Annotated in this window: 21 protein-coding genes and 1 pseudogene; 15 read left to right on the top strand and 7 right to left on the bottom strand. The window is 72.5% G+C overall.

Translation table 11 applies throughout. From position 1 onward, the window contains the following. The first annotated feature begins 137 nt into the window (after positions 1–137). On the top strand, positions 138–902 hold the full coding sequence (locus tag ABT123_RS33295; RefSeq protein WP_351321578.1) for an SLATT domain-containing protein: 765 nt from the start codon (positions 138–140) through the stop codon (positions 900–902). Between the two features lie 55 nt (positions 903–957). On the opposite strand, the gene ABT123_RS33290 is transcribed toward ABT123_RS33295, so the two are convergent. The 4 genes from ABT123_RS33290 to ABT123_RS33275 all read right to left on the bottom strand — a co-directional run bounded on the left by ABT123_RS33290 (position 958) and on the right by ABT123_RS33275 (position 6,334). Next, positions 958–1,608, bottom strand: a complete 651-nt coding sequence (locus ABT123_RS33290) for a putative DNA-mimic protein (protein ID WP_351321576.1) — start codon at positions 1,606–1,608, stop codon at positions 958–960. Positions 1,609–1,734: 126 nt separating this feature from the next. Then, positions 1,735–4,191, bottom strand: coding sequence for a dolichyl-phosphate beta-glucosyltransferase (locus ABT123_RS33285; protein ID WP_351321574.1), 2,457 nt, complete (start codon positions 4,189–4,191; stop codon positions 1,735–1,737). Next, positions 4,188–4,868, bottom strand: a complete 681-nt coding sequence (locus tag ABT123_RS33280) for a GntR family transcriptional regulator (protein WP_351321572.1) — start codon at positions 4,866–4,868, stop codon at positions 4,188–4,190. The genes ABT123_RS33285 and ABT123_RS33280 overlap by 4 nt, the downstream gene beginning before the upstream one ends. A gap of 98 nt (positions 4,869–4,966) precedes the next feature. Then, positions 4,967–6,334: an aspartate aminotransferase family protein gene (locus ABT123_RS33275; protein ID WP_351321570.1), complete on the bottom strand. Its 1,368-nt coding sequence runs from the start codon at positions 6,332–6,334 to the stop codon at positions 4,967–4,969. A gap of 168 nt (positions 6,335–6,502) precedes the next feature. Here ABT123_RS33275 and ABT123_RS33270 point away from each other — a divergent pair, with 168 nt between their 5' ends. From ABT123_RS33270 to ABT123_RS33215, 12 genes and pseudogenes are all read left to right on the top strand, one after another. Further along, positions 6,503–7,147, top strand: a complete 645-nt coding sequence (locus ABT123_RS33270) for a DJ-1/PfpI family protein (RefSeq protein WP_351321568.1) — start codon at positions 6,503–6,505, stop codon at positions 7,145–7,147. Beyond that, positions 7,140–7,652, top strand: coding sequence for a MarR family winged helix-turn-helix transcriptional regulator (locus tag ABT123_RS33265; RefSeq protein WP_351321565.1), 513 nt, complete (start codon positions 7,140–7,142; stop codon positions 7,650–7,652). Before ABT123_RS33270 ends, ABT123_RS33265 begins: the two co-directional genes overlap by 8 nt. 130 nt (positions 7,653–7,782) lie before the next feature. Then, positions 7,783–9,547 (top strand): annotated as a pseudogene (locus ABT123_RS33260) (serine/threonine-protein kinase). 71 nt (positions 9,548–9,618) lie between these two features. After that, positions 9,619–10,038 (top strand): nuclear transport factor 2 family protein, encoded by a 420-nt coding sequence (locus ABT123_RS33255; RefSeq protein WP_351321563.1) that lies wholly within the window; start codon positions 9,619–9,621, stop codon positions 10,036–10,038. A gap of 121 nt (positions 10,039–10,159) precedes the next feature. Then, positions 10,160–11,128 (top strand): alpha/beta hydrolase, encoded by a 969-nt coding sequence (locus ABT123_RS33250; protein ID WP_351321561.1) that lies wholly within the window; start codon positions 10,160–10,162, stop codon positions 11,126–11,128. Beyond that, entirely contained in the window at positions 11,121–12,317 is a 1,197-nt protein-coding gene (locus ABT123_RS33245) for an acyltransferase family protein (RefSeq protein ID WP_351321559.1), read from the top strand. Before ABT123_RS33250 ends, ABT123_RS33245 begins: the two co-directional genes overlap by 8 nt. A 10-nt stretch (positions 12,318–12,327) precedes the next feature. Beyond that, positions 12,328–13,629, top strand: coding sequence for a histidine kinase (locus tag ABT123_RS33240; RefSeq protein WP_351321557.1), 1,302 nt, complete (start codon positions 12,328–12,330; stop codon positions 13,627–13,629). Next, a complete protein-coding gene (locus tag ABT123_RS33235) occupies positions 13,626–14,297 on the top strand; it encodes a response regulator (protein WP_351321555.1) in 672 nt (223 codons plus the stop codon). Before ABT123_RS33240 ends, ABT123_RS33235 begins: the two co-directional genes overlap by 4 nt. Before the next feature lie 135 nt (positions 14,298–14,432). Next, on the top strand, positions 14,433–15,719 hold the full coding sequence (locus ABT123_RS33230) for a sensor histidine kinase (RefSeq protein ID WP_351321623.1): 1,287 nt from the start codon (positions 14,433–14,435) through the stop codon (positions 15,717–15,719). Continuing rightward, complete coding sequence (locus tag ABT123_RS33225) at positions 15,716–16,384, top strand: response regulator (protein WP_351321553.1); 669 nt, start codon at positions 15,716–15,718, stop codon at positions 16,382–16,384. Before ABT123_RS33230 ends, ABT123_RS33225 begins: the two co-directional genes overlap by 4 nt. 39 nt (positions 16,385–16,423) lie before the next feature. Next, positions 16,424–17,629 (top strand): cytochrome P450, encoded by a 1,206-nt coding sequence (locus ABT123_RS33220; protein WP_351321551.1) that lies wholly within the window; start codon positions 16,424–16,426, stop codon positions 17,627–17,629. Positions 17,630–17,814: 185 nt separating this feature from the next. Further along, the gene (locus ABT123_RS33215) at positions 17,815–18,759 is read left to right on the top strand and encodes a S1 family peptidase (protein WP_351321549.1); all 945 of its coding nucleotides are present in this window, start codon (positions 17,815–17,817) and stop codon (positions 18,757–18,759) included. On the opposite strand, the gene ABT123_RS33210 is transcribed toward ABT123_RS33215, so the two are convergent. Then, the gene (locus tag ABT123_RS33210) at positions 18,756–20,372 is read right to left on the bottom strand and encodes an ABC transporter permease (RefSeq protein WP_351321547.1); all 1,617 of its coding nucleotides are present in this window, start codon (positions 20,370–20,372) and stop codon (positions 18,756–18,758) included. The two genes, ABT123_RS33215 and ABT123_RS33210, sit on opposite strands and share 4 nt — an antisense overlap. After that, the gene (locus tag ABT123_RS33205; protein WP_351321545.1) at positions 20,369–21,274 is read right to left on the bottom strand and encodes an ABC transporter ATP-binding protein; all 906 of its coding nucleotides are present in this window, start codon (positions 21,272–21,274) and stop codon (positions 20,369–20,371) included. The genes ABT123_RS33210 and ABT123_RS33205 overlap by 4 nt, the downstream gene beginning before the upstream one ends. A gap of 90 nt (positions 21,275–21,364) precedes the next feature. Here ABT123_RS33205 and ABT123_RS33200 point away from each other — a divergent pair, with 90 nt between their 5' ends. Next, positions 21,365–21,943 (top strand): GbsR/MarR family transcriptional regulator, encoded by a 579-nt coding sequence (locus ABT123_RS33200; protein ID WP_351321621.1) that lies wholly within the window; start codon positions 21,365–21,367, stop codon positions 21,941–21,943. Positions 21,944–22,164: 221 nt separating this feature from the next. Here the strand turns inward: ABT123_RS33200 and ABT123_RS33195 are convergent, their stop codons facing one another. Next, positions 22,165–23,148, bottom strand: a complete 984-nt coding sequence (locus ABT123_RS33195; protein WP_502971131.1) for a diacylglycerol kinase family protein — start codon at positions 23,146–23,148, stop codon at positions 22,165–22,167. A 163-nt stretch (positions 23,149–23,311) separates the two neighbouring features. On the opposite strand from ABT123_RS33195, the gene ABT123_RS33190 reads away from it, so the two are divergent. Beyond that, positions 23,312–24,595: an adenylosuccinate synthase gene (locus ABT123_RS33190; protein ID WP_351321543.1), complete on the top strand. Its 1,284-nt coding sequence runs from the start codon at positions 23,312–23,314 to the stop codon at positions 24,593–24,595. The last annotated feature ends 301 nt before the right edge of the window (positions 24,596–24,896 follow it).

Genomic DNA, 24,896 nt, shown 5'->3' with positions numbered 1-24,896 from the left:
GACCTCCTTGCGGGCGGAAATCCCGGGATTCCATGCCCACGGCCCACCATTCGGAGGTAGGAAGAGCATGGACGAGCATGCGCACCATTGCGCACACGCGCACCACCACACGTCAGCGCAGGCAGAGGGAGTGCCGGGTGAGCCAGCCGGAGATGCAGCCCGAGGGGCCACCTCGGGATCCCCGGGATGAAGGCAACAGCGAAGGCGCCGGCAGGGCGCGGTCGGCGGGCGATCTCACCGGTCGGCCGTTCCCCCTCGGGGACTGGGGCGAGCCCGCGGAGCGGCTGGACGAGCTCTACCGGCGGGTCGAGGCCGATGCGCTGCGCACCGCGGAGTGGTATCTGTCCGACCGTGCCTGGAAGCGCCGCGGGGCCCGGCTGCTGCGCGCCGGAGCCGCCCTCGGCGCGGTCACCGGAGCCGCGATGCCGCTGCTGGAGCTGACCGGGGCGGTGCCGGGGGCCTTGGCGTACGGCTATCTCTCGCTGCTGCTGGGCGCCGCCTGCCTGGCCTGTGACCGGTTCTTCGGGCTGACCTCCGGCTGGATGCGGGACGTGGCCACGGCCCAGGCGGTCCAGCGCAGACTCCAGACCCTCCAGTTCGACTGGGCCTCGGAGAACGTCCGGGAGGTGCTGGGCCCGACCGAAGGCACCGCGAGCGAGGCGGCGGACCGGTGCCTCACCGTGCTGCGCCGGTTCTCCGAGGACATCACCGAACTGGTCCGCTCCGAGACCGCCGACTGGATGGTCGAATTCCGATCCGGTCCGGCCCCACTGGTCATGCAGTCCCTGGCCGCCACCACGGCCCGCGGCCCGGAGCCGGGCGCCCACCCGAGCCGGTTCCCGCTCCCCCCGGGCACCCGCCCGAACATGCCGAGGCAGCGCCCCCCGGAGCAGCCCCGCTGACCTGGCGCCGGGGGCGAGGGCGGCGGTGGGGTGCGGCGGGGGACGCCCGGCTCGCTCAGCTGAAGATGATCATCGAGCCCTGGCCCAGGCTCCGGGTGGCGGCGGCATGCAGCCCCAGCCACACGTGCCGCTCCCGGGCAAACGGACTGTTGTCGTACGGAATGGGTCCCGCCGGCTCCTCCAGCGAGGTCGGCCGCCCCGGCGGTCTCGGCGCCGCCGGAGGATTCGCCGGATCGATCCCGATCGCCGGCGCCACGAACACCAGCTCCCGCAGCAGCCCCTGCGCCGACCCCAGCGGGCCGCCCCCGGCCAGCAGCTCCTCGTTGGCCAGCGGAGCCGCGAAGTCCACCGGCACATAGGCGCCCGCGTGGTCGTAGTGCCACACCAGGTGCGACTGCTGGGCCGTGGCCTCGAACATCTCCAGCAGCTGCTCGTAGTCGCCACCCAGCTCGTCCACCGGGGTCACCGGCAGGCCGCACAGCTGGAGCAGATAGGCGCGCCGCAGGAAGTGCAGGGCGTCGTAGTCGAACCCGGCCACCGGTGCCACGTCCCCCGACAGGCCCGGCATATAGGCGAAGACGGGCACGGACGGCAGCCCGGCCTCGCCGAGCGCCTTGTCGTACGCGGCGATCTCCTCCGCGAAGGGGTTGTCGGGGCTGTGGCACAGCACGTCGACAAGGGGGACCAGCCACAGGTCACAGGCCACGCGGGCTCCGATCGGTCGTCGAGTGGTCGTCGAGTCAGCCGTTGTCCGCCGATCGGGCCAGCGTAGTCCGCCGGACACGCTCAGCGAAGAGGTCGACGGAGCCTGGCTCACGCGACCCGGGCCTGGCTAGTCCCCCACCCGCCAGACCCACACGTCGGCCTCCTTCACCGGAGCCCGCCCCAGCAGCTTGGTCAGGGTGTCCCGCAGCTCCAGGCCCCGGTCCTGGAACGGCAGCACCACCGCGCCGGCCTTCCAGTACTCCAGGTCGGCGCGGGCCTGTGCCTGCCACTCCGGGGTGATCTCGGGCGGCTCCGCGCCGTAGCGGACGTCCCGCAGCATGTTCGACAGGTGCCGCGGGGTGGCCCCGTAGATCCCGATCCGTTCGGGGCCCCACGGGCCGTTGAAATAGCCCCCGGCCAGCCGGAAGCCGAAGTCCGCCTCGACCTGCCAGTGCAGCGCGTCGGCCGCCGCCGGGTCCGGCAGCGGTACCGGAACGAGTGCCTCGCCCTCCTTGACGTACGGCTTCCAGAGGCCCTCCGCGATGAACACCGGCACCGGCTCCCGGTCCCGGACCTCCAGCGGCACCGGCAGTACCGGGATCAGCGCCGCGGCCACCGCCAGCCCGCCGAGCACCCGCTGCTCGCGCGTCCGCAGGCGGCGTATCCGGTCCAGTCCCAGAGCCAGCAGCATGCCCAGCACGGGCGCGCACACCATCGCCACCCGGCCCTCGATGACCGACTCGAAGAGCGGCTGGTGGGCCAGCAGCCGCCACGGTCCGGGCACGACGATCTCGGTGTGCGGGATCCGGATCCGCGGCCCGAGGGAGAGCAGCGCGGCAGCCGCACAGGTGACCGCCAGGGCCCGGACCACCGTGTGCCGCCACAGCCAGACCACCACGGCCGCGGCCAGCGCGAGGAGCGGCCAGCCGAAGAAGGCGTTCTGCTCGGTGGGATTCAGCGACAGCCGCTCGGCCGTCTCCCGGTCCCCGAAGAAGGACTGGGAGGCGTACTCGACCAGGGCGCGCGGGCTGTTCCCGGCGGCGTCCCCGTGCAGGACCGAGTGGTAGCTCTGCGGGCCGAAGAACTGCCAGTACAACGGGAACGCCACCAGCGGCACGGACACGGCCGCGGCGATCCCCAGCCCCTTGGCCAGGGGTTTCCAGGCCGCCCGGGCCCGCTCGCGGTCGAGGACGGCGTACGCCCCGGCGAAGATCAGCATGCCCATGGCGGCGAGCAGGAAGGGCTCCTCGCCGAGGAAGACCTGGTAGGCGGAGAACAGGCCGAGCAGCACCCCATTCCGGACCACCCGCTGCCCGGCGCAGAGCCGCAAGGCCCGGTCGATGATCACCGGGATCATGAACAGCACCACGAAGTTCGGGTGGGCGTTGGCGTGCGAGACCATCGGCGGCGCGAAGGCCGCGAGCGCGCCGCCGATGGCCGCGGCCCAGCGGTCGGCCGCCAGCCAGCGCCGGATCAGCCGGTACCAGGCCCATGCGGTGCCGGCGATGCCCAGCGTGAAGACCAGCATCAGGGTGGTCTCCGGGCCGGCCAGCAGGGTCAGCGGGGTGAGCGGCACGGACAGCCCGAGCATGACCGTGTTGCCCATCAGGTTCACCCCGTCGGGCATCCCCTGGAACAGCGTGAACAGCGGATTCCGCAGGTGGGAGATGTTCTCGGCGGTGACCGCGAAGAACCACTCCCACTGGTTCTGGTCCTGGCCCGAGTCGGCCAGATAGGTGCCCTGCAGATCGGCCCAGCGGTGCCGGTACAGGAACAGCGCGGCGAGGACGTACAGCGCGGCAACGGTGAGCGTGCCCGCGTTCAGCCGGGCGAGCTCGCCGAGCACCCGCAGGTAGTCGAGCGGGCGGACCTTGGAGCCCTCCTGGTGCGACCAGCGCACCGGAACCTCCGCCACCGCCCAGCCCTGCTTCCGGAAGTACTGGAGGATCTCTACGTCCACGCCCCAGCCGTCGAGCCGGGAGGCGGCGAACGCGGCCCGCGCCCGGTCCCCGTCGAAGAGCTTGAACCCGCACTGGGTGTCCCGGATGCCGGGGACGGCCACGGCGCGGACGAGGCGGTTCCCGGCCCGGCCCAGCAGCTGCCGCAGCCGGCTCTGGCGGCGTTCGATGCGGGAGTCGGGGTGGGCGCGGGAGCCGATCGCGGCCTGGATGTCCGGGCCCTGGGCCAGGGCCTTCTCCAGGTGCTCCAGGTCCTCGACGGGGGTGGCGAGGTCGGCGTCGGTGAGCAGCACCCGCTGTCCGGCGGAGGCCAGCACGCCCAGCCGCAGGGCGCCGCCCTTGCCCCGGTTGCGGTCGGACCGGATCAGCCGGATCCGCGGTTCCTCGGCCGCGGCGGCCTCGGCGACGGCGGCCGTGCCGTCGGTCGAACCGTCGTCGACGACCACCACCTCCCAGTCGCCGGGGGCGGTGCCCAGGTGCAGGTCGAGGTGGCGGCGGAGCGCGTCCAGGGTGGGGCCGAGCCGCTCCTCCTCGTGGTAGGCGGGGACGACCACGCTGAGCCCGACGGGCCCGAGCCAGGTCTGCGGAGGGGCTGTGGCTCCGCTCGCGCTGTTCGCGCCGCTCACTCCCCGGCCGCCTGCAAGTCGGCGGCCCAGTCCAGTGCGTGCTGGTTGTAGGCGTGCACCAGGCGTCGTACCTCGTCCGCGTCGACCCGGGTCACCGCGTCCAGCAGTTCGATGTGGCGGCACCACAGCAGGCTCCGCAGCTGCGGCTCGCTCTTCAGGTAGGGCACCGCGAAGACCCAGCACTGCACCCGGATGCGGTGCAGGAATTCGGAGATGTACGCATTGCCGACCAGCCCGCCGAGTTCCCGCCAGAACCGCAGGTCGTAGCCGATCAGCACCTCCAGCGAGCCGCTCTCGGCGGCCTGCTGGGCCTGCTCGGCCCGGCGGCGTACGGAGACCAGCTGCTCGCCGGAGCCGGGGGCCGTGCCGCGCTCGACGAGCCGGCGGAAGATGCCGTCCACTATGAGGATGCGGGCCTCGATCATGCCCCGGAAGTCGTCGACCGTGAACACCTTGACCCGGAAGCCGCGGTGCTGGACGGATTCGAGCAGTCCCTGGGCCGACAGGTCGACCAGCGCCTCGCGGACCGGGGTCGCGGAGACCTCGTACTGCTCGGCGATCTGTTTGACCGTGAACTCCTGGCCCGGGGGCAGGCGGCCCGCCAGCACCTCGTCACGCAGCGCGTCCGCGATCTGCTGACGAAGGGTGTTGCGGGTGACAGCTCCGCTGCCTGGCATGGGGTCCGTCTCCTTTGTAGGGCTTCGGACACCTTAGGCCAGGCAGCGGAACGGACGGGCGGGTGCCGTGTGGCCGCTGTGTGGGCGGTGTGCGGGCGCTATGCGGAGGTGGTGTGGCGGTCAGCGACCGTCAGCGCCTCGTCGAGGAGCGCGAGGCCCTCCTTGGCCTCCGTCTCGGAGATGTTGCAGGCGGGCACGACATGGGTCCGGTTCATGTTGACGAAGGGCCAGAGTCCGGACTTCTTGCAGGCAGCGGCGAACTCGGCCATGGGCGCGCTGTCGGCCCCGGCCGCGTTGTACGGGACGAGCGGCTCGCGCGTCTCCTTGTCCCGTACGAGCTCCAGCGCCCAGAAGGTGCCCAGGCCGCGGACCTCGCCCACGGACGGGTGACGCTCGGCGATCTCCGCGAGGGCCGGGCCGATGACGTTGGCGGCGAGGTGGGCGGCGTGCTCGACGATGCCCTCCTCCTCCATGGTGGTGATGGTGGCCACGGCGGCGGCGCAGGCCAGCGGGTGGCCGGAGTAGGTGAGTCCGCCGGGGTAGGGGCGGGTGGCGAAGGTCTCGGCGATCGCCGCGGAGATGGCCACGCCGCCGAGGGGTACGTAACCGCTGTTGACGCCCTTGGCGAAGGTGAGCAGGTCGGGGGTGATGTCCCAGTGCTCGGCGGCGAACCACTTGCCGGTGCGGCCGAAGCCGGCCATGACCTCGTCGAGGATGAAGACGATGCCGTACCGGTCGCAGAGCTCGCGGACCCCGGCCAGGTAGCCGGCCGGCGGGACCATGATCCCGGCGGTGCCGGGGACGGTCTCCAGGATGATCGCGGCGATGGACTGCGGGCCCTCGAAGGCGATGGTGTCGGCGAGGTGGCGCAGGGCGCGCTCGCACTCCTCGGCCTCGGTGGTCGCGTGGAACGGGGACCGGTAGAGGAAGGGGCCCCAGAAGTGCACGACGCCGGCCGAGGCGGTGTCGGAGGGCCAGCGGCGCGGGTCGCCGGTCAGGTTGATGGCCGCTGCGGTGGCGCCGTGGTACGAGCGGTAAGTGCTGAGCACCTTGGCGCGGCCGGTGTGCAGCCGGGCCATCCGGATGGCGTTCTCGACGGCCTCGGCGCCGCCGTTGGTGAAGAAGATCTTGTCCAGGTCGCCGGGGGTGCGCTCGGCGATGAGGCGTGCGGCCTCGGAGCGCGATTCCACGGCGAAGCCGGGCGCGAGGGTGCAGAGCTTCGCGGCCTGCTCCTGGATCGCGGCGACGACCTTGGGGTGCTGGTGGCCGATGTTGGTGTTGACCAGCTGGGAGGAGAAGTCCAGGTAGCGGTTGCCTTCGAAGTCCCAGAAGTGCGACCCCTCGGCCCCGGCGACGGCGAGCGGGTCGATCAGGGCCTGGGCGGACCAGGAGTGGAAGACGTGGGCGCGGTCGGCGGCCTTGACGGCGGCGCCGGTCGCGATGTCGGTCTGCGGGTGAGGGGTCATGCGGCCAGGCTAGAAGTGCGCAGGTGGGAGGGGATATCGGCGCCTTGTATGAGGGTGGCGGTCCGGCCTCGGCAGTTTGTCCCCCCAACGGCCATTGACAGCATCCTGTCGTCATGACAGTCTCTTGTCATAACCAAGCGAGACCAGGGAACGACGGAGGAGACCACGATGACCACGACCAGCCACGTGAACACCGCCCCGCGCAAGCCGGTCCACCTCGCGGTGTACGACACGTACGCGGACTGGGAGACCGGTCACACCACCGCGCACCTCGCCCAGCGCGGCTACGAGATCCGCACGGTCGCGCTCGCCGACGACAAGCCGGTCACGACGATGGCCGGCGTCCGCATCCAGCCGGACTCGGCCCTCGCGGACCTGGACCCGGCGGAGTCCTCCCTGCTGATCCTCACCGGCGCGAGCCTGTGGGACACCGGCGACTCGCTGGCCCCCTTCGCGGCCAAGGCCCGCGAGTTCCTCGCGGCCGGGGTGCCGGTCGCGGCGATCTGCGGCGCCACGGCGGGCCTGGCCCGCGAGGGCCTGCTGGACACTCGCGCCCACACCGGCGCCGTCTCCTTCTACCTGGCCGCGACCGGCTACGCGGGCGGCGACCGGTACGTGGAGGCGGACGCGGTCACGGACGGCGACCTGATCACGGCGGGCCCGACGGAACCGGTGGCCTTCGCCCGCGAGGTGTTCGCCCGCCTGGGCGTCTACGGGCCCGAGGTGCTGGACGCCTGGTACCGGCTCTTCCACGACTCGGACCCGAGCGCGTACCCGGTCCTGATGGCGGCGGAGGAGGCGGGCGATGCGTGACGCTCCGACGACGCCGGAGTCCGGCCCGGCAGGCAGCGGGGCGGGGGCCGCGGGGACGCGGGAGGTGCAGGAGCTGCTCAGTCGTACGGCGATCGGCGTGTTCCGGCTGAACGGGCAGTTCCTCGCCGTCTCCGAGGAACTGGCCCGCCCGGCCGGGCTGACCGCCGCCTGGTGGCAGGTGCTCGGCGCGGTCCTCCACGAGCCGCTGCCGGTCGCAGGCATCGCCCGCGCCATGGGCATCACCCGCCAGAGCGTCCAGCGCATCGCGGACCTGCTCACCGAGCGCGGCCTCACCGAGTACCTCCCGAACCCGGCCCACCGCCGGGCCAAGCTCCTCCACCCGACCCCGGCCGGCCGCGAGGCCATCGCCCGGATCGAGCCCGGGCACGCCGCCCTGGCCACCCGCCTCGCGGCGGAACTCGGCGAGGAGGCCTTCGCCGAAACCGCCCGCGTACTGGAGCGGCTGGCCGCCGCCATGGACACCCTCACCCCGCCCAAACCCTGACCCCCGGGGGCACCCGGGGGGTGTCCGCAACCGGAACGGAACCGTCATCGTCCCTCCCCCTGCGGGCCCCGGCAACGGCCCACTATCCTCGGCCCGTTCGGCCGGCCCAGGGGGAGGGGACCACATGGCCATGGAGCACTTGCATCCGGGCGATCCGCAGCGCATCGGGCCCTACCGTCTGCTGTCCCGGCTCGGCGCCGGCGGCATGGGCCAGGTCTACCTCGCCCGGTCCGACCGCGGCCGTACCGTCGCCGTCAAACTCGTCCACCCGGAGCTCGCCCGCCGGGAGGAGTTCCGCACCCGGTTCCGCCAGGAGGTGTCCGCCGCCCGCCGGGTCGGCGGCGAGTGGACCGCTCCGGTCCTCGATGCCGACACCGACGCCGACACGCCCTGGCTCGCCACCGGTTACGTCGCGGGCCCGAGCCTCCGCCAGATCGTCGCCCGCGACTTCGGCCCCCTGCCCACCCGTTCCGTACGGATCCTCGCCGCGGGCCTCGCCCACGCCCTCCGCGACATCCACAGCGCCGGCCTGATCCACCGCGACCTGAAGCCGTCGAACGTCCTGCTCACCATCGACGGCCCCCGGGTCATCGACTTCGGCATTGCCCGGGCCCTGGAGGACACCGGAACCGGAATCGGGACCGGAGCCGATGCAGGTTCCGGACTCTCGGGGCTGACCCGGACCGGCGAACTCGTCGGCTCCCCCGGCTTCATGGCCCCCGAGCAGGTCCGCGGCGAGCCGGTCACCCCGGCCTGCGACGTGTTCTGCCTCGGTGCGGTGCTCATGTACGCCGCCACCGGCACGCTGCCCTTCGGAGATCCGGAGGCCGCCGGGGGGAATCGCCCCGCTGCTCCTGCGCATCACCGAAGCGGAACCGGAACTCGCAGCCGTCCCCGCGGAGCTCCGCGCGCTCGTGGCCGGCTGCCTGCGGAAGGACCCGGCGGACCGGCCGACCCCGGCGGAACTGCTGGGCCTGGTCGGCGCGGGCGACACCGTCGCGGACGGCAAGGCCCTGGAGCCCTGGCTTCCGGGCGCGCTGGTGGCCCAATTGGGGCGGCACGCGGTGCAACTGCTGGACCGCGAGGACGCCGGCCCGGACCGCCCGCGCGCGGACCCGCCCACCCTGCCCGCCCCGCCCGGCCTGCCCGGCCACGCGCCGACTCCGGGGCTGGGGCAGGCTCCGGGGCCGGCGCCGGTCCCTGCGTACCCCAGTTACGGTCCCGCCCCGAGCTACGGCCCCGCCCCGGTTCCGGGACCGGCCGCGGCACCGCCGGGTCCGGTCTTCTCGTACGCCGCACTGCCCCCGCACCCGCACCCGCCACACCCGCGGCACCGCACCGCCTCCACCGCGTTCCTGGTGGCCGTGGCCACCGTCGTGGCGATCGCCGCGGGCGGCACCGTGTACACGGTCATGAGCGCCGACGGCGACCCTTCCTCGGGCAGCTCGCCCGCACGGACCACCGCCGGCTCGACCCCCACGGCCCCTGTCACCGCCCCGAACTCCCCGGCGGACCCGGCCGCGGGCGGCAGCGGCGCGACACCGGGCACCACCCCACCCACTACGCCCGCCGCGCCCGCCGGCATCCCGGCCGGCTACCTCGGCACCTGGACGGCCACCTCCGGCACCCAGACCTGGCGGCTCACCCTCACCCAGGGCGCGGTGGGCGACCCGGTGATGAAGCTGGAGGTCCGCTCGGCCGCCTTCGAGTGCGGCTGGTCGGCCGCCCTGCAGTCGGCCGGCCCACCGGTCGAACTGAGCCCGTCGAGCGTCTCGTACGGCCCGTCGGCCACCTGCAACCCCGGCCAGTGGAGCCGGCTCACCCTCCAGGGGGACGGCAGTCTCGTCCGCGAGTTGGTCGGTGGCCAGAATCCGCCGCTCACTTATCGCCGCTGATTGTGTCGACGTCAATAAGCTTGCGCGTAAAGCCTGTTGCCGGGAATGCGGGGCATCGCACACTGCGGCGCATGGAGCCGTTGAAAATAGTTGCGGAACTGTGGGAACGGATCGAAGCGCGCGACTGGGACGGAGTCGCCCGGCTCATCGCGGACGATGTGGTCGTCGAATGGCCGGTCAGCGGTGAACGAATCGTCGGGCGGGACAATTTCATCGCTGTGAACAGCGAGGATTCCTATTCCTACGGTGATGACAGAGCAGCCGAGCGATCGGTGGAACTGCTGCGCATCCTCGCGGACGGGGAGCTGGTCGTCACCGAGGTCGAGATCCCGCAGGACCATGTGGTCTACCGGGGGGTCTCCTGGTGGACGGTGCGCGACGGCGAGATCATCGAGGCCCGCGAGTACTGGACCAGTCCCGGCCAGGACCCTGCCCCGCGCTGGCGGGCCGGATATGTCGAACCCCTCTCGGCTCACCCTCGTCATACCTGAGAGCTACGCGCAAAGCCCGCTCCCCAGTGTGACGCCAACCAGGGGCGCTGATTTCTAACTTCGGTTCCGGAGAGAGCAGATGCCTCTCCGGGGACACCGACCGAAGTGGGGAACACCGCCGATGAGCAGCCAGCGCGACCGAGTCCGGCCGGCCCGCCTTCCCGGACGTCTGCGGCGCACGCTGCTCGCCGGTCTGATCGCCACCGCCGTCGCGGTACCCGTGTCGGCCGCCGCGTCCCCGCAGGTGCCCGCGCCCGCCGCCGTCTCCTTCGCCGAGGACGCCACTCTCACCGAGCGGTACGCCGCCAACCGCGCCAACCTCGCCGAGGCCGTCCGGATGGCGGAGGAGGCCGGGCGGACCGGGCGGGCCGCCCGGCTGCGGGCCATGGAGGCCGGCGGGACGGCCCGCTTCCTCGCCTTCGACGGCCGGGGCGGCGGCCGGGCCGTCGAGGTGCTCGGCGATCTCGCCACCGCCGACCGGGTGGCCGTCCTGGTCCCCGGGTCGGACACGACGCTCGACACGTACCAGAGACTCCGTGCCGGGGCGGTCGCGCTCGAGCAGCGCCTCCGGGCGGAGCATCCCCGCTCCGCGGTGGTGGCCTGGCTCGGCTATGACACTCCCGGCACGGTCAGCCCGGCCGTCCTCACCGGGGACCGCGCCGAGGAGGCCGCCCGGGCACTGGGCCCCTTCACCGACCGGCTCCGCCGGCTGGCCGGCCCCGGGGCGCGGCTCTCCCTGCTCTGCCATTCGTACGGATCGGTGGTCTGTGCCCGCACCGAGACCGGCCCGGCCGTCACGGACCTCGCGCTGTTCGGCAGCCCCGGGGCGGGTGTGGACACCGCCGCGGCGTTGCCGACGGAGGCCCGTGTCTGGGCCGGGCGGGGCAAGGCCGACTGGATCGGCCGGGTGCCGCATCTGCGGGTGGCCGGGGTCGGGTTCGGTACCGACCCGGTGGACCCCGCCTTCGGGGCACTGCCCTTCGCCGCCGGGACCGGTGGCCACAGCGACTACCTCAAGCCGGGCAGCCGCTCCCTCGACAGCCTCGCCCGCATAGTCCTCGGCACCGCCCGGGAGGCCGGCCATGCCTGAGATCCGTGGTCTGCGCTCCCGGTGGGCGGCCCTGGCCGACCGGATCGACTCGGGCACCCCGGCCGGCCGCGACCGGAGCGTGGACGCCCTGCGGGCCCTCGGCATCCTGGGCGTGATCCTCGGCCACTGGCTGGTCACCGCATTGACCGGCGCCGAGGGCGGCCTGAGCGGCACCAGCCCGCTGGCGCACATGCCGTGGCTGGCCCCGGTCTCCTGGGTGTTCCAGACCCTGGCCGTGTTCTTCCTCGTCGGCGGGCATGTGGCCACCCGCAGCCTGGCCTCGGCCCGGGCGCGGGGGACGACGTACCGGGAGTGGGTCGCGCGGCGGCTCGGCCGGCTGTTCCGGCCGGTCGCGGCGGTCCTCGGGCTGTGGGCGGTGACCACGGCCGGGATGCTGCTCGGCGGCGCCGGGCCGGACACCGTGCGGACCTTGCTGAAGCTGGTGCTCTCCCCGCTGTGGTTCCTGCTGGTGTTCGCCGTGCTGACCGCCGTGACCCCGCTGGTGGCCCGGCTGCATCCGCTGTGGCCGCTGGCCGTCGTCGCGCATGTGGACCTGGCCCGGTTCGGGTTCGGCGCGCCCGAGTGGACCGGCTGGATCAATGTGGCCGCCGGCTGGCTCGTCCCCTACACCGTGGGCGCCGCCTGGTCGCGGGGCGCGTTCGCCGGCCGCCGGGGCGCGGCCTGGCTGCTGGGCGTCGGGGCCGCCGGGGCGGCCGCGCTGATCCTGTGGGGCGGCTATCCGGCGTCCATGGTGGGCGTGCCGGGTGCCTCCGTGTCGAACCTGAACCCGCCGACGCTGGCCGCCGTGTCCTTCGGTCTCGCCCAGTGCGGGCTGGCCCTGCTGCTGCGCGGGCCGCTGGGCCGGGCGATGCGGCGGCCCCGGATCTGGGCCGCGGTGGCTCTGGCCAACCTGTCCGCGATGACCCTCTTCCTGTGGCACCAGACCGCGATGATGGCCGTCACCACGCTCGGCCTGGCCACCGGGACCGATCTGCCCGGACTGCACACGGTCCCGGACGGCCCGGGGTGGATAGCCGCCCGGCTGCTGTGGCTTCCGGTGTTCGCGTCGGCGCTGCTCGTCTGTTGGGCCGCGTTCCGTACGTACGAGCAGCCCCGCGACCCGAACGGCCGCCGGGCCGAGCCCCCTTGCGCGCAGCCGGCCACCACCCGGGAGATCACCCATGCATAGGCTGGACGACGTGAGCGAGCACAACGACCGGCCCCCGGCCACCGTCCCGGCACGGCTGCGCGGGGCGGTGTGGACCGTCGTCCGGGATCTGCTCACCATCGAGCGGGACCCGCTGCCGAGGATGCGCAGCCCGCGCTGGCTGGCCTGGCTGCCCCACGTCCTGGTCGGGTATGTGGCGGTGTTCTTCGTCTTCCTCACCACGGAACAGATCGGCTCGCAGTACGGCGTCAAGGGCGGCCCGCCGGTCGCACTGGGCCTGCTGACCGGGTTGTCCATCCTGGTCGCCCTGTTCCGCCCGCTGGCCGGGTTCTGGCTGGGGCTGATCGCGGCCGGCTGGACGGCCGCGATCATCGCGCACGCCGCGGACGGCGGGCAGAGCTGGCCCTGGATGCCCTCCGGGCTGCCCGCGTTCGCGGTGGTGATCCTGCTGCTCGCCCTGCGCGTGCCGCCGCGGATCACCACCGAGGCCGTCACCCTCGTGGTGATCCTGACCTGGCTGGCCGAGGGCCTCGTGGACCCGCCGGGCAGCGATGAGGCCCTGATGTCGGCCGTACTCCTCTTCGGCTTCGCCGGCGTCCTCGGCTACGCCCTGCGCGCGGTGCGGCTGGCCCGCGGCAAGCTGGCGGAACAGGAGACCCTCACCGAGGCGGAGCGGGCACAGCGGGCCCTGCTGGAAGAGCGCAGCCGGATCGCCCGCGAACTGCACGACGTCGTCGCCCACCACATGTCGGTGATCTCGATCCAGGCCCAGGTCGCCCCGCACCTGGTGGAGAACCCGTCCGAGGAGCTGAAGGAGAACCTGGCGGGCATCCGGGAGAACGCCCTGGAGGCCCTCACCGAACTGCGGCGCGTCCTCGGGGTGCTGCGCTCCGAGGACCCCGAGGACCCCGCGAACCCGCACCATCCGCAGCCCACCCTCAGCGATCTCGACGGGCTCGTGGAGAACGTGCGGGGCGCCGGCCTGGAGGTCCGCACCGAGATCGCGGGCATCCGCCGGCCGCTCACCCCCGGTGTGGAGCTCACCGCCTACCGGATCGTCCAGGAGGCGCTCAGCAACTGCCTCCGCCACGCGCCCGGCTCCCGGGTCGAGGTGGGCATCGCCTACGGGCCGCGCGAACTGCACCTGTGCGTCGCGAACTCCGCCCCGACCCGCCCGGCCCAGCCCTCCCCCGGTGCCGGGCACGGCCTGCTGGGGATGCGCGAGCGGGCGGGCATGCTGGGCGGTGAGCTGGTCGCCGGCCCCCGCCCCGGCGGAGGGTACGAGGTGGCGGCAGTACTCCCGATGGACCCTCCGACCGAGAAGGACTCATGACCACGCCGATCCGGGTGATGATCGCCGACGACCAGATGATGGTCCGGCAGGGCTTCACCGTGCTGCTCAACGCCCAGCCCGACATCGAGGTGGTCGGCCAGGCGGTGGACGGCGCCGATGCCGTCGCCAAGGTCGCCGAACTCGACCCGGACGTGGTCCTGATGGACATCCGCATGCCCGGGGTCAGCGGCATCGAGGCGACCGCCACGATCACCCGGGCACCGGAGGCACGGGTGAAGGTGCTGGTGCTGACCACCTTCGACCTGGACGAGTACGTGTACGAGGCGCTGCGGGCCGGAGCCTCCGGATTCCTCCTCAAGGACGCCTCCGCGGACCAGCTCGCCGAGGCGGTCCGGGTGGTCGCAGCGGGCGAGGCCCTCCTCTCGCCGAATATCACCAAGCGGCTGATCACCGAGTTCTCCCGGCTGGGGGCTCCTCGTGCGCCCTCCCGGGACCGGATCGGACAGCTGACCGAACGGGAGACCGAGGTGCTGTCGCTGATCGCGCAGGGGCTGTCGAACGCGGAGATCGCGGAACACCTGGTGGTCGCCGAGCAGACGGTGAAGACCCATGTGAGCCGCGTCCTGGTGAAGCTGGGGCTGCGCGACCGCACCCAGGCGGCGGTCTTCGCGTACGAGACGGGTCTGGTCCGTCCGACGGGGTACTGAGGGGACCGGGTAGTACTTGAGGGGGACCCGGAGAGATCCCCATCGGCGGCGACGCGGACGAGGCGGCAGCAGCCCTACCGTTGAGATGTGACCAAGACAGCCGCCGGGGGGACCCCCCGCACACCTGAAATCGACATGGCCACCGGCCTGTTCCTGGGCCTGTCGCGCAAGCTGCGCCGTGACCTGTTCACGGACGTCTTCGCGTACCGCCCGCTGCCTCCGATGCGGCTGGACGGGCCGCTGACCCGGCGGCTGCCCGAGCGGATACGGGCACAGGCTGCCTACACCCCTCATGCGGTGGTGGGGCTGGTCGCACTGTTCGTGGTGGCGGTCTCGCTGGGCACCAACCGGAGCTATGTGGACATCACCGCGTCCCTGATCATGGGGACGATCGCGGGCGGCCCGGTGCTGATGACCCTGGTGCGGCCGGTCGGAGCGTTCTGGTGCAGCGTGGGCGCGACGGGCATGCTGGCCGCCCTGAACGCCTGGGGCATGACCTGGCCCTGGTCGCCGAGTTCCTTCATCGCCTACCTGGCCGTGCTCGTCATCGTGGCGATACGGACCGGGCCGCGGGTGGCCGCCTGGATGTGGCTGATCACCCTGGCGCTGGGGTTCGCGATGGTCGCCCTGCTCGGCAGCGGCCAGTCGCTCAACATCAAGGAGGTGGCCTTCACCTCGGCGGTCGCCCTGCTGGTCGTCTCGGTCCGGCACATCCGGGCGGAGGCCGTGCAGGAGGTCACCGCGCAGCAGGAGGTGACCGCCGTGGAGCGGGACCGGCGGACGCTGCTGGAGGAGCGGACCACCATCGCCCGGGAGTTGCATGACGTGGTCGCCCACCACATGTCGGTGGTGGCGATCCAGGCCGAGGCGGCGCCCTACCGGGTGGAGAACCCGCCGCCGGAGCTGGAGGCGGCGTTCGTCACGATCCGGGAGAACGCGGTGGCCGCACTCACCGAACTGCGGCGGGTGCTCGGGGTCGTCCGGTCCGCGGACTATGAGGCTCCGGAGGCCCCGCAGCCGACCCTGGCCGTGCTGGACGGGCTGCTGGCCAATGTCCGGGAGGCCGGGCTGAGCGTGGAGAAGACGGTCACCGGGTCGGTGCGGGAACTTCCGCAGGGGGTGGAGCTGTCGGCATACCGGATCATCCAGGAGGCGCTGAGCAACACCCTGCGGCATGCGCCGGGCGCGCGGGCCGGGGTGGAGGTGTCCTATGTGCTGGGCGGGCTCGGGCTGCGGATCGTCAACGACCCGCCGAGCGGAGATGTGCGGTCTTCCTCGGGCACCGGGCACGGAATCACGGGGATGCGGGAACGGGTGGCCATGCTGGAGGGGGAGATGACGGCGGGCGAGACGGCCGAAGGGGGCTACGAGGTGGCGGTGTTCATACCGGTGCGCAGTCTGTCGGCCGAGGAGGCGGCATGACCGAGCCGGCGATCAGGGTGCTGATCGTGGACGACCAGATGATGGTCCGGGAGGGGTTCTCCGTCCTGCTGAACGCGATGCCGGGCATCGAGGTGGTCGGCGAGGCGGTGGACGGACGGGAGGCCATCTCCCAGGTGGCGGCGCTGCGGCCGGATGTGGTGCTGATGGACATCCGGATGCCCGAGCTGAACGGGCTCGAGGCGACCCGGGAGATCGTGGCGGCGGACGCGGACGCGAAGGTGCTGGTCCTGACGACCTTCGACCTCGACGAGTACGTGTACCAGGCGCTGCGGGCCGGAGCCTCCGGGTTCCTGCTCAAGGATGCGTCGGCCCGTCAGCTGGCGGACGGTGTCCGGGTGGTGGCGGCGGGCGAGGCGCTGCTGGCGCCGTCGGTGACCCGGCGGCTGCTGTCGGAGTTCTCCCGGCTGTCGGACACGCCCAAGCCCACGGGCCGGGCGGTGGTGGAGGAACTGACGGACCGGGAGACGGAGGTGCTGGTCCTGATCGCCCAGGGCCTGTCCAACGCGGAGATAGCCGACCGGCTGGTCATCGCGGAGTCCACGATCAAAACGCATGTGAGCCGGATCCTGGTGAAGCTGGGCCTGCGCGACCGCACCCAAGCGGCGGTGTTCGCCTACGAGGCGCGTCTGGTCACCCCGTCATAGCGGCCCGGAGGCGGGGCTCAGCCCCTAGGGTGTGCGGTCATGGACTTCGATCCGTGGGACCCCGCGTTCGTTGCCGATCCGTACCCCGCCTACCGGGAGTTGCGGGCTCAGGGGCGGACCGTGTGGTGCGAGGCGACCGGGCAGTGGCTGGTGCCGCACCATGCGGACGTGAGTGCGCTGCTGCGGGACCGGCGGCTGGGGCGGACCTATCTGCACCGGTTCTCGTACGAGGAGTTCGGGCAGACCGCACCGCCTGCCGCGCACGAGCCGTTCCACGTCCTGAACGCGAACGGGCTGCTGGATCTGGAGGATCCCGCCCATGCGCGGGTGCGGAAGCTGGTGTCCAAGGCGTTCACGCCGCGGACGGTGGAGCGGCTGGCGCCCACCGTCCGGCGGATGGCGCAGGACCTGGTGGCCGCGTTCGTCGCGGAGGGCGGCGGGGATCTGCTGACGGCCGTCGCCGAGCCGCTGCCGGTGGCGGTGATCGCCGAGCTGCTGGGCGTGCCGGAGTCGGACCGGGGGCTGTTGCGGCCGTGGTCGGCGGACATCTGCGGCATGTTCGAGCTGCAGCCGAACGAGGAGACGGCGGCGCGGGCCGTGGCGGCCTCCGTGGAGTTCAGTTCCTACCTGCACGGCCTGATCGGCGAGCGGCGGGCGAAGCCGGGGGAGGATCTGATCTCCGCGCTGATCGCCGCGCACGACGAGGAGGGGCGGCTCAGCGAACAGGAGATGATCTCCACCTGTGTGCTGCTACTGAACGCGGGACACGAGGCCACCCTGAACACCACGGTGAACGGCTGGTGGGCGCTGTTCCGCAATCCGGAGCAGTTGCGGGCGCTCCGGGAGCGCCCTGCCGAAAAGTTGTCCACAGCTGTGGATGAACTGATGCGGTACGACACCCCGCTCCAGATGTTCGAGCGGTGGGTGCTGGACGAGGTGCGCATCGGGGACACCGTCCTCCCACGCGGCGCCGAGGTGGCCCTGCTGTTCGGATCCGCCAACCGGGATCCGGCCCGGTTCGAGCACCCCGACGAGTTGGATCTCGCCCGACAGGACAACCCGCACCTCAGCTTCGGGGCCGGCATCCACTACTGCCTCGGCGCCCCACTGGCCCGGCTGGAACTCATGGCCTCCTTCGGGGCCTTCCTCGACCCGGGCGTTCCGCCCATCCGGCTGGTCCGCGAGCCGCAGTGGCAGGACGGCTATGTGATCCGCGGCCTGCGGGAGCTCCTCGTCACCTGCTGAAGGCCATCCGATATTGGCCTGAATTGGCCGAGTCATGTCATAGGATCCTGACGTCGCACGTCGGGGGGACTGCGTCGGCCTGTTCACTTCTGCCACGCAGCCGTGCCGTACCTGTTTCCGCGCAATCCGCGCTTCCGCAGCCTGCCCCCGCGTGTCCGGCTTCGACCGTTTCACGGGGAGACTGAATGTTCTTTGCCAAGTCCTCGCGTCGACGCGCCACCCTCGCGGGTGCCGCGACCGCGATAGCCGCCGCGCTGATGGCCACCCTGGCCGCTCCGGCCGGCGCCGCGCCGCAGTCGAACGAGCCGTCCGACGCCCGGCTGATGAGCATCATCAAGAGCTACACCGACGCCAACAAGGCCGAGGCCGAGGACGCGGGTCCGCAGAAGGACACGATGATCATCGGCGGCAAGAAGGAGTACGTCCGCGCGTACCCCTACATGGCCCAGGTCTTCTTCCAGGACAAGCAGGGCCGCGGCTACTTCTGCAGCGGCTCGGTCGTCGGCCCCCGCAAGATCCTGACCGCCGCCCACTGCGTCTACGGCCGTGACATGCGCGCCGGCGGCGTCGTCGTCACGGGCGCGAGCCACCTCGCCGACGGCAGCAGCCTCTACGGCGGCAAGCTCCACCGCATCAGCAAGCAGTGGCGCCACCCGAAGTACAACTCGAAGACCTTCGACAACGACGTGGCCGTCCTGACCCTGTCGACCGCCACTTCCGCCAAGCCGGTCAAGGTCACCACCGCCTCGGACACCGCCTCCTACAAGCCGGGCACCAAGGCCGTCGCGCTCGGCTGGGGCCGCACCACCTCCCGCAACCAGAACATCTCCGACCACCTGCGCAAGGCGGAGATGCCGATCAACGCGGACTCCAAGTGCAGCAGCCCCAACGTCTGGGGCTCCCGCTTCATCAAGGGCCACATGCTCTGCGTCGGCAAGCCGGCCACCGGCAGCGACAACGGCACCGTCACCATCTGCAACGGTGACTCCGGCGGCCCGCTCGTCGTGAACGGCCGCGTCGTCGGCATCACCTCGTGGGTGGTCCTCGACTGCGTGGCCCGCGGCGCCTACCCCGTGTTCGTGAAGTACAGCGCGTACGCGAACATCGTCGCGCCGCAGCTGCGCAACTAGGACACCATGTCCCTCCGGCGCAGGCCCGCAAGGCCTGCGCCGGCCAGGGCCGCCGCCAGGACTGTCGACAGCAGGACCGCAAGCACAGACCCCGACAGGTCCGCGGCGCCCGGCAGCTTCGGCAGATGCGCGAACGGCGACAGGTTCAGCACCGCCTGCGGAAGGTCCAGCGCCGGACCGATCCAGCCCAGGGCCAGCACGGTCCCGGCCACCGCCCAGGCCGCCCCCGCATACCGCGGCGCCACACCGTGCAGCAGCACCGCCAGCGCCCCGATCACCCACACCGCCGGCAGCTGCACCAGGGTCGCCCCCACGGCCGCGCCCATGTCCCTGCCGTGCCCGAGGCCGAGCCCGATCCCGCCTAGCGCCAGGATCAGCGCGGCACCGCCGAAGGCGATCACCAGATGCCCGCCCGCCCAGGCCCGCCGGCCGACCGGGCCGGCCAGCAGCGGTTCGGCCCGCTGTCCCGTCTCCTCACCGTGCAGCCGCAGCACCGAGGCCACGATGTAGAGCGCGGCCACCATGCCCAGCAGACCGGCGATCGCCGCCAGGAACGCATCGGTCAGTGCGCTCTGCCCGCCCATCCGCTCGAAGATCTCGCGGGTCCGCTCGTTGTCGCCGACCAGGTCGGCCGCCCCGTCCGCCATCCCGCCGAACACGAGTCCGGCCAGCAGGAATCCCACGCTCCAGCCGAGCACGCCACCCCGCTGCAACCGCCAGGCCAGCGCACCCGCCGACCCCAGCCGGCCCTCGGCCGACCCCAGCCGGCCCTCGGCCGGCCCCGGCCGGGTCGGCAGGAAGCTCATCCCCAGATCGCGCCGCCCGGCCAGCACATACGCGAGCGCCGCCTGCCCGGCGACCGCCGCGAAGGTCAGCCCCAGCACCCACCAGCGTTCGGCGGCGAAGGGGCGTACGTTCTCCAGCCAGCCGAGCGGCGAGGCCCAGGTCAGCACCGAACTCCCGCCCGGCTCCCCCGCGTCGCCCGCCGCCTTCAGCACGAAGGCCGCACCCAGCACGGCCGCCGCCGTGCCCTTGGCGAGCCGCGCGCTCTCGGTCAGCTGGGCCGTCAGGGCGGCCGTGGTCGCGAACAGCATGCCGGTGGCCGCGATCCCGAGACCGAGGGCGAGCGCCCCGCCCGCACCCCGGCCCGCCAGACCGCCCGCGACGAGCAGGCCCAGCAGGCCGTTGGCGACCAGGGCGGCCAGCAGCGCGGCGGTCAGCGGAGCCCGCCGCCCCACCATCGCCGCGGACAACAGCTCCTGACGTCCCGTCTCCTCTTCCTCCCGGGTGTGCCGGACCACGATGACCAGGCTCATGACCGCGGCGAGCACCGCGGCGAAGCCGCCGATCCGCCATGCCGTCAGCGCGCCGAGGGAATCGCCGAACACCGGCCCGTACAGGGCGCGCATCGAGCTGTTGGCATTCATGGTGGCGGCAATCTGGGCCCGTTCGGCGGCCGTCGCGTAGATGCTTCCCAGCGATCCCGGCATGCTGACGACGGTCAGTCTGGTGGCCAGGATCCAGACCGGCATCATGACGCGGTCGCGGCGCAGGGCCAGCCGCAGCAGGGTGGCGGTTCCGGCGAGTTGGCGGTTGCTGCTGATGCTGCTCATCGTGCGTTCGCCCCCTCGGCCGTGTAGTGGCGGAGGAAGAGTTCCTCCAGGGTGGGCGGGGTCGAGGTGAGCGACCGTACGCCCGAGGCGGTGAGCGCCCGCAGCACGGCATCCAGCTTGTCGGTGTCCACCTGGAGCCGGACCCGGTGGCCGGTGATGTCCACGTCGTACACACCGGGCAGGTGCGCAACCCCGTTGGGCGGTCCGGCGAGCTCCGCGCTGACCGAGGTGCGGGTGAGGTGCCGCAGGTCGGCAAGGGTGCCGGTCTCGACGGTGCGTCCCTTGCGGATGATGCTGACCCGGTCGCAGAGGGTCTCCACCTCGCTCAGGATGTGCGAGCTGAGCAGGACGGTCCGGCCGGCGGCGCGCGCCTCGGTGATGCAGCTCCGGAAGACCTCCTCCATCAGCGGGTCGAGGCCGGAGGTGGGCTCGTCCAGGATGAGCAGCTCGGCATCGGAGGCGAAGGCGGCGACCAGGGCGACCTTCTGCCGGTTGCCCTTGGAGTAGGTGTGGCCCTTCTTCGTGGGGTCGAGCTCGAAGCGTTCGACGAGGGAGGCCCGGCGGGCCCGGTCGAGGCCGCCGCGCAGCCGGCCGTAGAGGTCGATGGCCTCGCCGCCCGAGAGGTTGCGCCACAGGGTGACGTCCCCGGGGACGTAGGCGATGCGGCGGTGCAGGGCGACGGCGTCGGCCCACGGGTCGCCGCCGAGCAGTTCGGCCGTACCGGAGTCGGCGCGCAGCAGGCCGAGCAGGACCCGGATGGTGGTGGACTTGCCGGCTCCGTTGGGGCCGAGGAAGCCGTGGACCTCGCCGGTGGCGACCGAGAGGTCGAGGCCGTCCAGTGCGTGCGTGCGGCCGAACACCTTGTGGAGTCCGGCGACGCTGATTGCCTTTGCCTTCGTCATGTTTCCGAACGTACGCTAATTTCACAAAGTTGTGAAGCTAGGGAAGTGTCAAAAAGATCGCGTACAGTCGGTGGTGTGGCGGAAGCGGAGATGGGTGTGAAGCAGGAGCGCGGCGGCGACGGCGACGTCGGCGGCGACCGGGAGCGGGACCGGGAGGCGGTGTCGCGGTTCGTCGAGCGGTTCGCGGGGCAGCTGACCGACGCCGGCATGCAGCGGATGGCAGCGCGGGTCTTCGCCTGCCTGCTGGCCAGCGACAAGGGCAGCATGACCTCGGCGGAGCTCGGCGAGGCCCTGCAGATCAGCCCGGCGGCGGTATCCGGCGCGATCGGCTACCTGAGCCAGGTCAACATGGTCAGCCGGGAACGCGAGCCGGGCTCCCGACGGGACCGGTACGTCCTGCACAACGAGCTCTGGTACGAGACGTTCACCCGCCGGGACCAGGTGCTGAGCGGCTGGGAGCGGACCCTGCGCGAGGGCGCGGTCAGCCTCGGCCCGCACTCCCCGGCCGGCACCCGGGTCGCGGAAACCGCCGCGTTCTTCGAGTTCCTCCAGGGGGAGATGCTCTCCATGCTGGACCGCTGGCGCGTACACCGGGCGACGCTCGACCTCGACCGGGATCTGGCGGAGGGGCTGAGCGAGGGCGACGGGCGGAGCCCGGGCCAGAGCTGAGCCGCGCCGCGGCGCGGTAGCCCCCGGCCCACACCGGGGCCGCCGCGTCCCGGCCCGGCGCTGCCGGATCCGTCGTGCTCTGGCCCCGCCGGGTCCGCCCCGGCCCCGGCAGTCCGGAAGCCCCGCAACCCGGCAACCCGGCAACCCGGCAACCCGGCGCAGCCTCCGGCCCGGCCCGGCCCTGCCCGACCCCGCCGCAGCCTCCGGCCTCGCCCGGCCCGTCAGGCCGGGTCGCGTGCCACCGTCAGGGTCCAGGCCGCCGGGTGCAGCGTCCATGTCCGGCGTCGTACCGGCCCCGACACCGCGTGGTCGGCCCGGTAGCGGAAGTCCGCCCCCGACACCGTCACCGAGCGGGCCAGCGCCGTCACGGTGCCGTCACCGCCCCCGTCCCCACCGGGACCGGCACCTGTACGGACGACCACCTCGGCCAGCCCGTCCCGGCCCACCACCGACACGTCCTCCACCGGCCGGTCCAGATCGGCCAGCAGCACCCCGTCCGCCTCCACCCGCAGCCGGTACCCCGCCACCAGCGGCGCCGTCCCCGGCCTCAGGCCCGGAGCCCGCGCCGCGGACACGCCGGACGCCGCCGCCCCGCCCACCGGCGGGCGCCCCAGGGTCCGTACCAGCGACCGGCACGCACTCCACACCGACCGCGCCGCCACCGGCCGCCGGCCACCCGCATCCGGCCCGCCGGACCCGCCGGACCCGCCCGGCCCGCCCGGCCCAGCCGGCTCGGCCACCGCCGGGATCCGCAGCCCGCCCAGCACCACCCCGTCGGAGTCGTCGACGAGCAGGTCATACGTCCGCACCACGCCGTCCAGCACGGCCCGCGCCGCCGCCACCGTCCCCGTCGGAACGCCCAGCGCATGCGCCAGCGGCAGCGCCGACAGCGGCCCCACCGGCACCAGCGACAGCGCCCCGGCCGCCGCCAGCGCCCGCTCCCGGTGCAGCAGCCCCACCGCCCGCACCAGCGCCCGGTCGTCCCCCACGATCACCGGACGCCGATGGCCCCGGCGGGCAAGCGCCCGCGCGAACTCCTCAGGGGTCTCGGGGAGGCAGATTTTTGCCGCCGCCCCCGCACTCAGCACATCCTTCGCGATCCGCACGGACTCGCCGTCAAGACGGCGGGCGACCGGGTCGACGAGCACAAGCAGGGCGCCTACCGGCGCGCCCGCCTCGCTCATGGTGGGCTCTGGAGCCGACACCTCGGTCCTTCCTCGGGTAGCATCTTTGTGCAAGAGCCCCTTGCGCTATTGCGCCAGGGGCTTCGTCTATTCCGGGGTACCGGTCCGACGGCTCAGCCTGCGGTGTACATCGTCGTACGCCCCCTGACCTTGGACATGCCCCATCCGGAAGAGGTGTACGCCTGTGCCCGCTCTTGTGCTGCTCGGAGCTCAGTGGGGTGACGAGGGCAAGGGAAAGGCCACCGACCTGCTCGGTGGATCCGTTGATTATGTAGTGCGCTACCAGGGCGGCAACAACGCCGGCCACACGGTCGTCGTCGGCGACCAGAAGTACGCACTGCACCTGCTCCCTTCCGGAATCCTCTCCCCCGGCTGCACGCCGGTCATCGGCAACGGTGTCGTCGTCGACCCCTCCGTACTCCTTTCCGAGCTGCGCGGGCTCAACGAGCGCGGGATCGACACCTCCAAGCTGCTGATCAGCGGTAACGCACACCTGATCACGCCGTACAACGTCACCCTCGACAAGGTCGGCGAGCGTTTCCTCGGCAAGCGCAAGATCGGCACCACCGGCCGCGGCATCGGCCCGACCTACGCCGACAAGATCAACCGCGTCGGCATCCGGGTCCAGGACCTGTACGACGAGTCGATCCTCACCCAGAAGGTCGAAGCGGCGCTGGAAGGCAAGAACCAGCTGCTCGCCAAGCTCTACAACCGGCGGGCCATTGAGCCGGAGCAGATCGTCGCGGAGATGCTCCAGTACGCGGAGCAGATCCGCCCGTACGTCGCCGACACGACCCTGATCCTGAACAACGCGCTGGATGAGGACAAGGTCGTACTGTTCGAGGGCGGCCAGGGCACCCTGCTCGACGTCGACCACGGCACATACCCGTTCGTCACCTCGTCGAACCCGACCGCGGGCGGCGCCTGCACCGGCACCGGTGTCGGCCCGACCAAGATCTCCCGGGTCATCGGCATCCTCAAGGCGTACACCACGCGGGTGGGCGCGGGCCCGTTCCCGACCGAGCTGTTCGACCAGGACGGCGAGGACCTGCGCCGCATCGGCGGCGAGCGCGGCGTCACCACCGGCCGCGACCGCCGCTGCGGCTGGTTCGACGCGGTGATCGCGCGCTACGCCACCCGGGTCAACGGCCTCACCGACTTCTTCCTCACCAAGCTGGACGTGCTGACCGGCTGGGAGGAGATCCCGGTGTGCGTCGCGTACGAGATCGACGGCAAGCGCGTCGAGGAGCTCCCGTACTCGCAGTCCGACTTCCACCACGCGAAGCCGATCTACGAGATGCTGCCGGGCTGGTCCGAGGACATCACCAAGGCGAAGACCTTCGCGGACCTGCCGAAGAACGCGCAGGGGTACGTGAAGGCGCTGGAGGAGATGTCCGGCGCGCCGATCTCGGCGATCGGTGTGGGGCCGGGGCGCACGGAGACCATCGAGATCAACTCGTTCCTGTAGTAGCCGGAACGGCTGTACGACGGCTGGAGGCGGGTCGCGCGTGTGTGCTGCGCGGCCCGCCTTTGGTGTGGGTGGGGGTCCGCTGGGGGTTGGGCGGGGTCCGGAGGTGGGGCGGGGTTTCCCGCCCGGCCCCCCCTGCGGGCTGTGGCCGGACGGAGTCCGGCGGTTGGGCGGGGACGGGGGTGGCGGGTTTCCTCTGGAACGGAATCAGGTGGTGTCCGGGGGCTGCCCGTCAGTCCCAGTGTCGTTCCGGTGCGGCCGTCGGCCTCAAGGGCGCTCCTTCGTCGCGTCGCTTCGCGAT

It is taken from the genome of Streptomyces sp. NPDC002054 (assembly GCF_040296685.1).
Taxonomy (GTDB): domain Bacteria; phylum Actinomycetota; class Actinomycetes; order Streptomycetales; family Streptomycetaceae; genus Streptomyces.
Note: the sequence above shows the minus strand (reverse complement) of the source record. Positions and strands in the feature narration are given on the sequence as shown.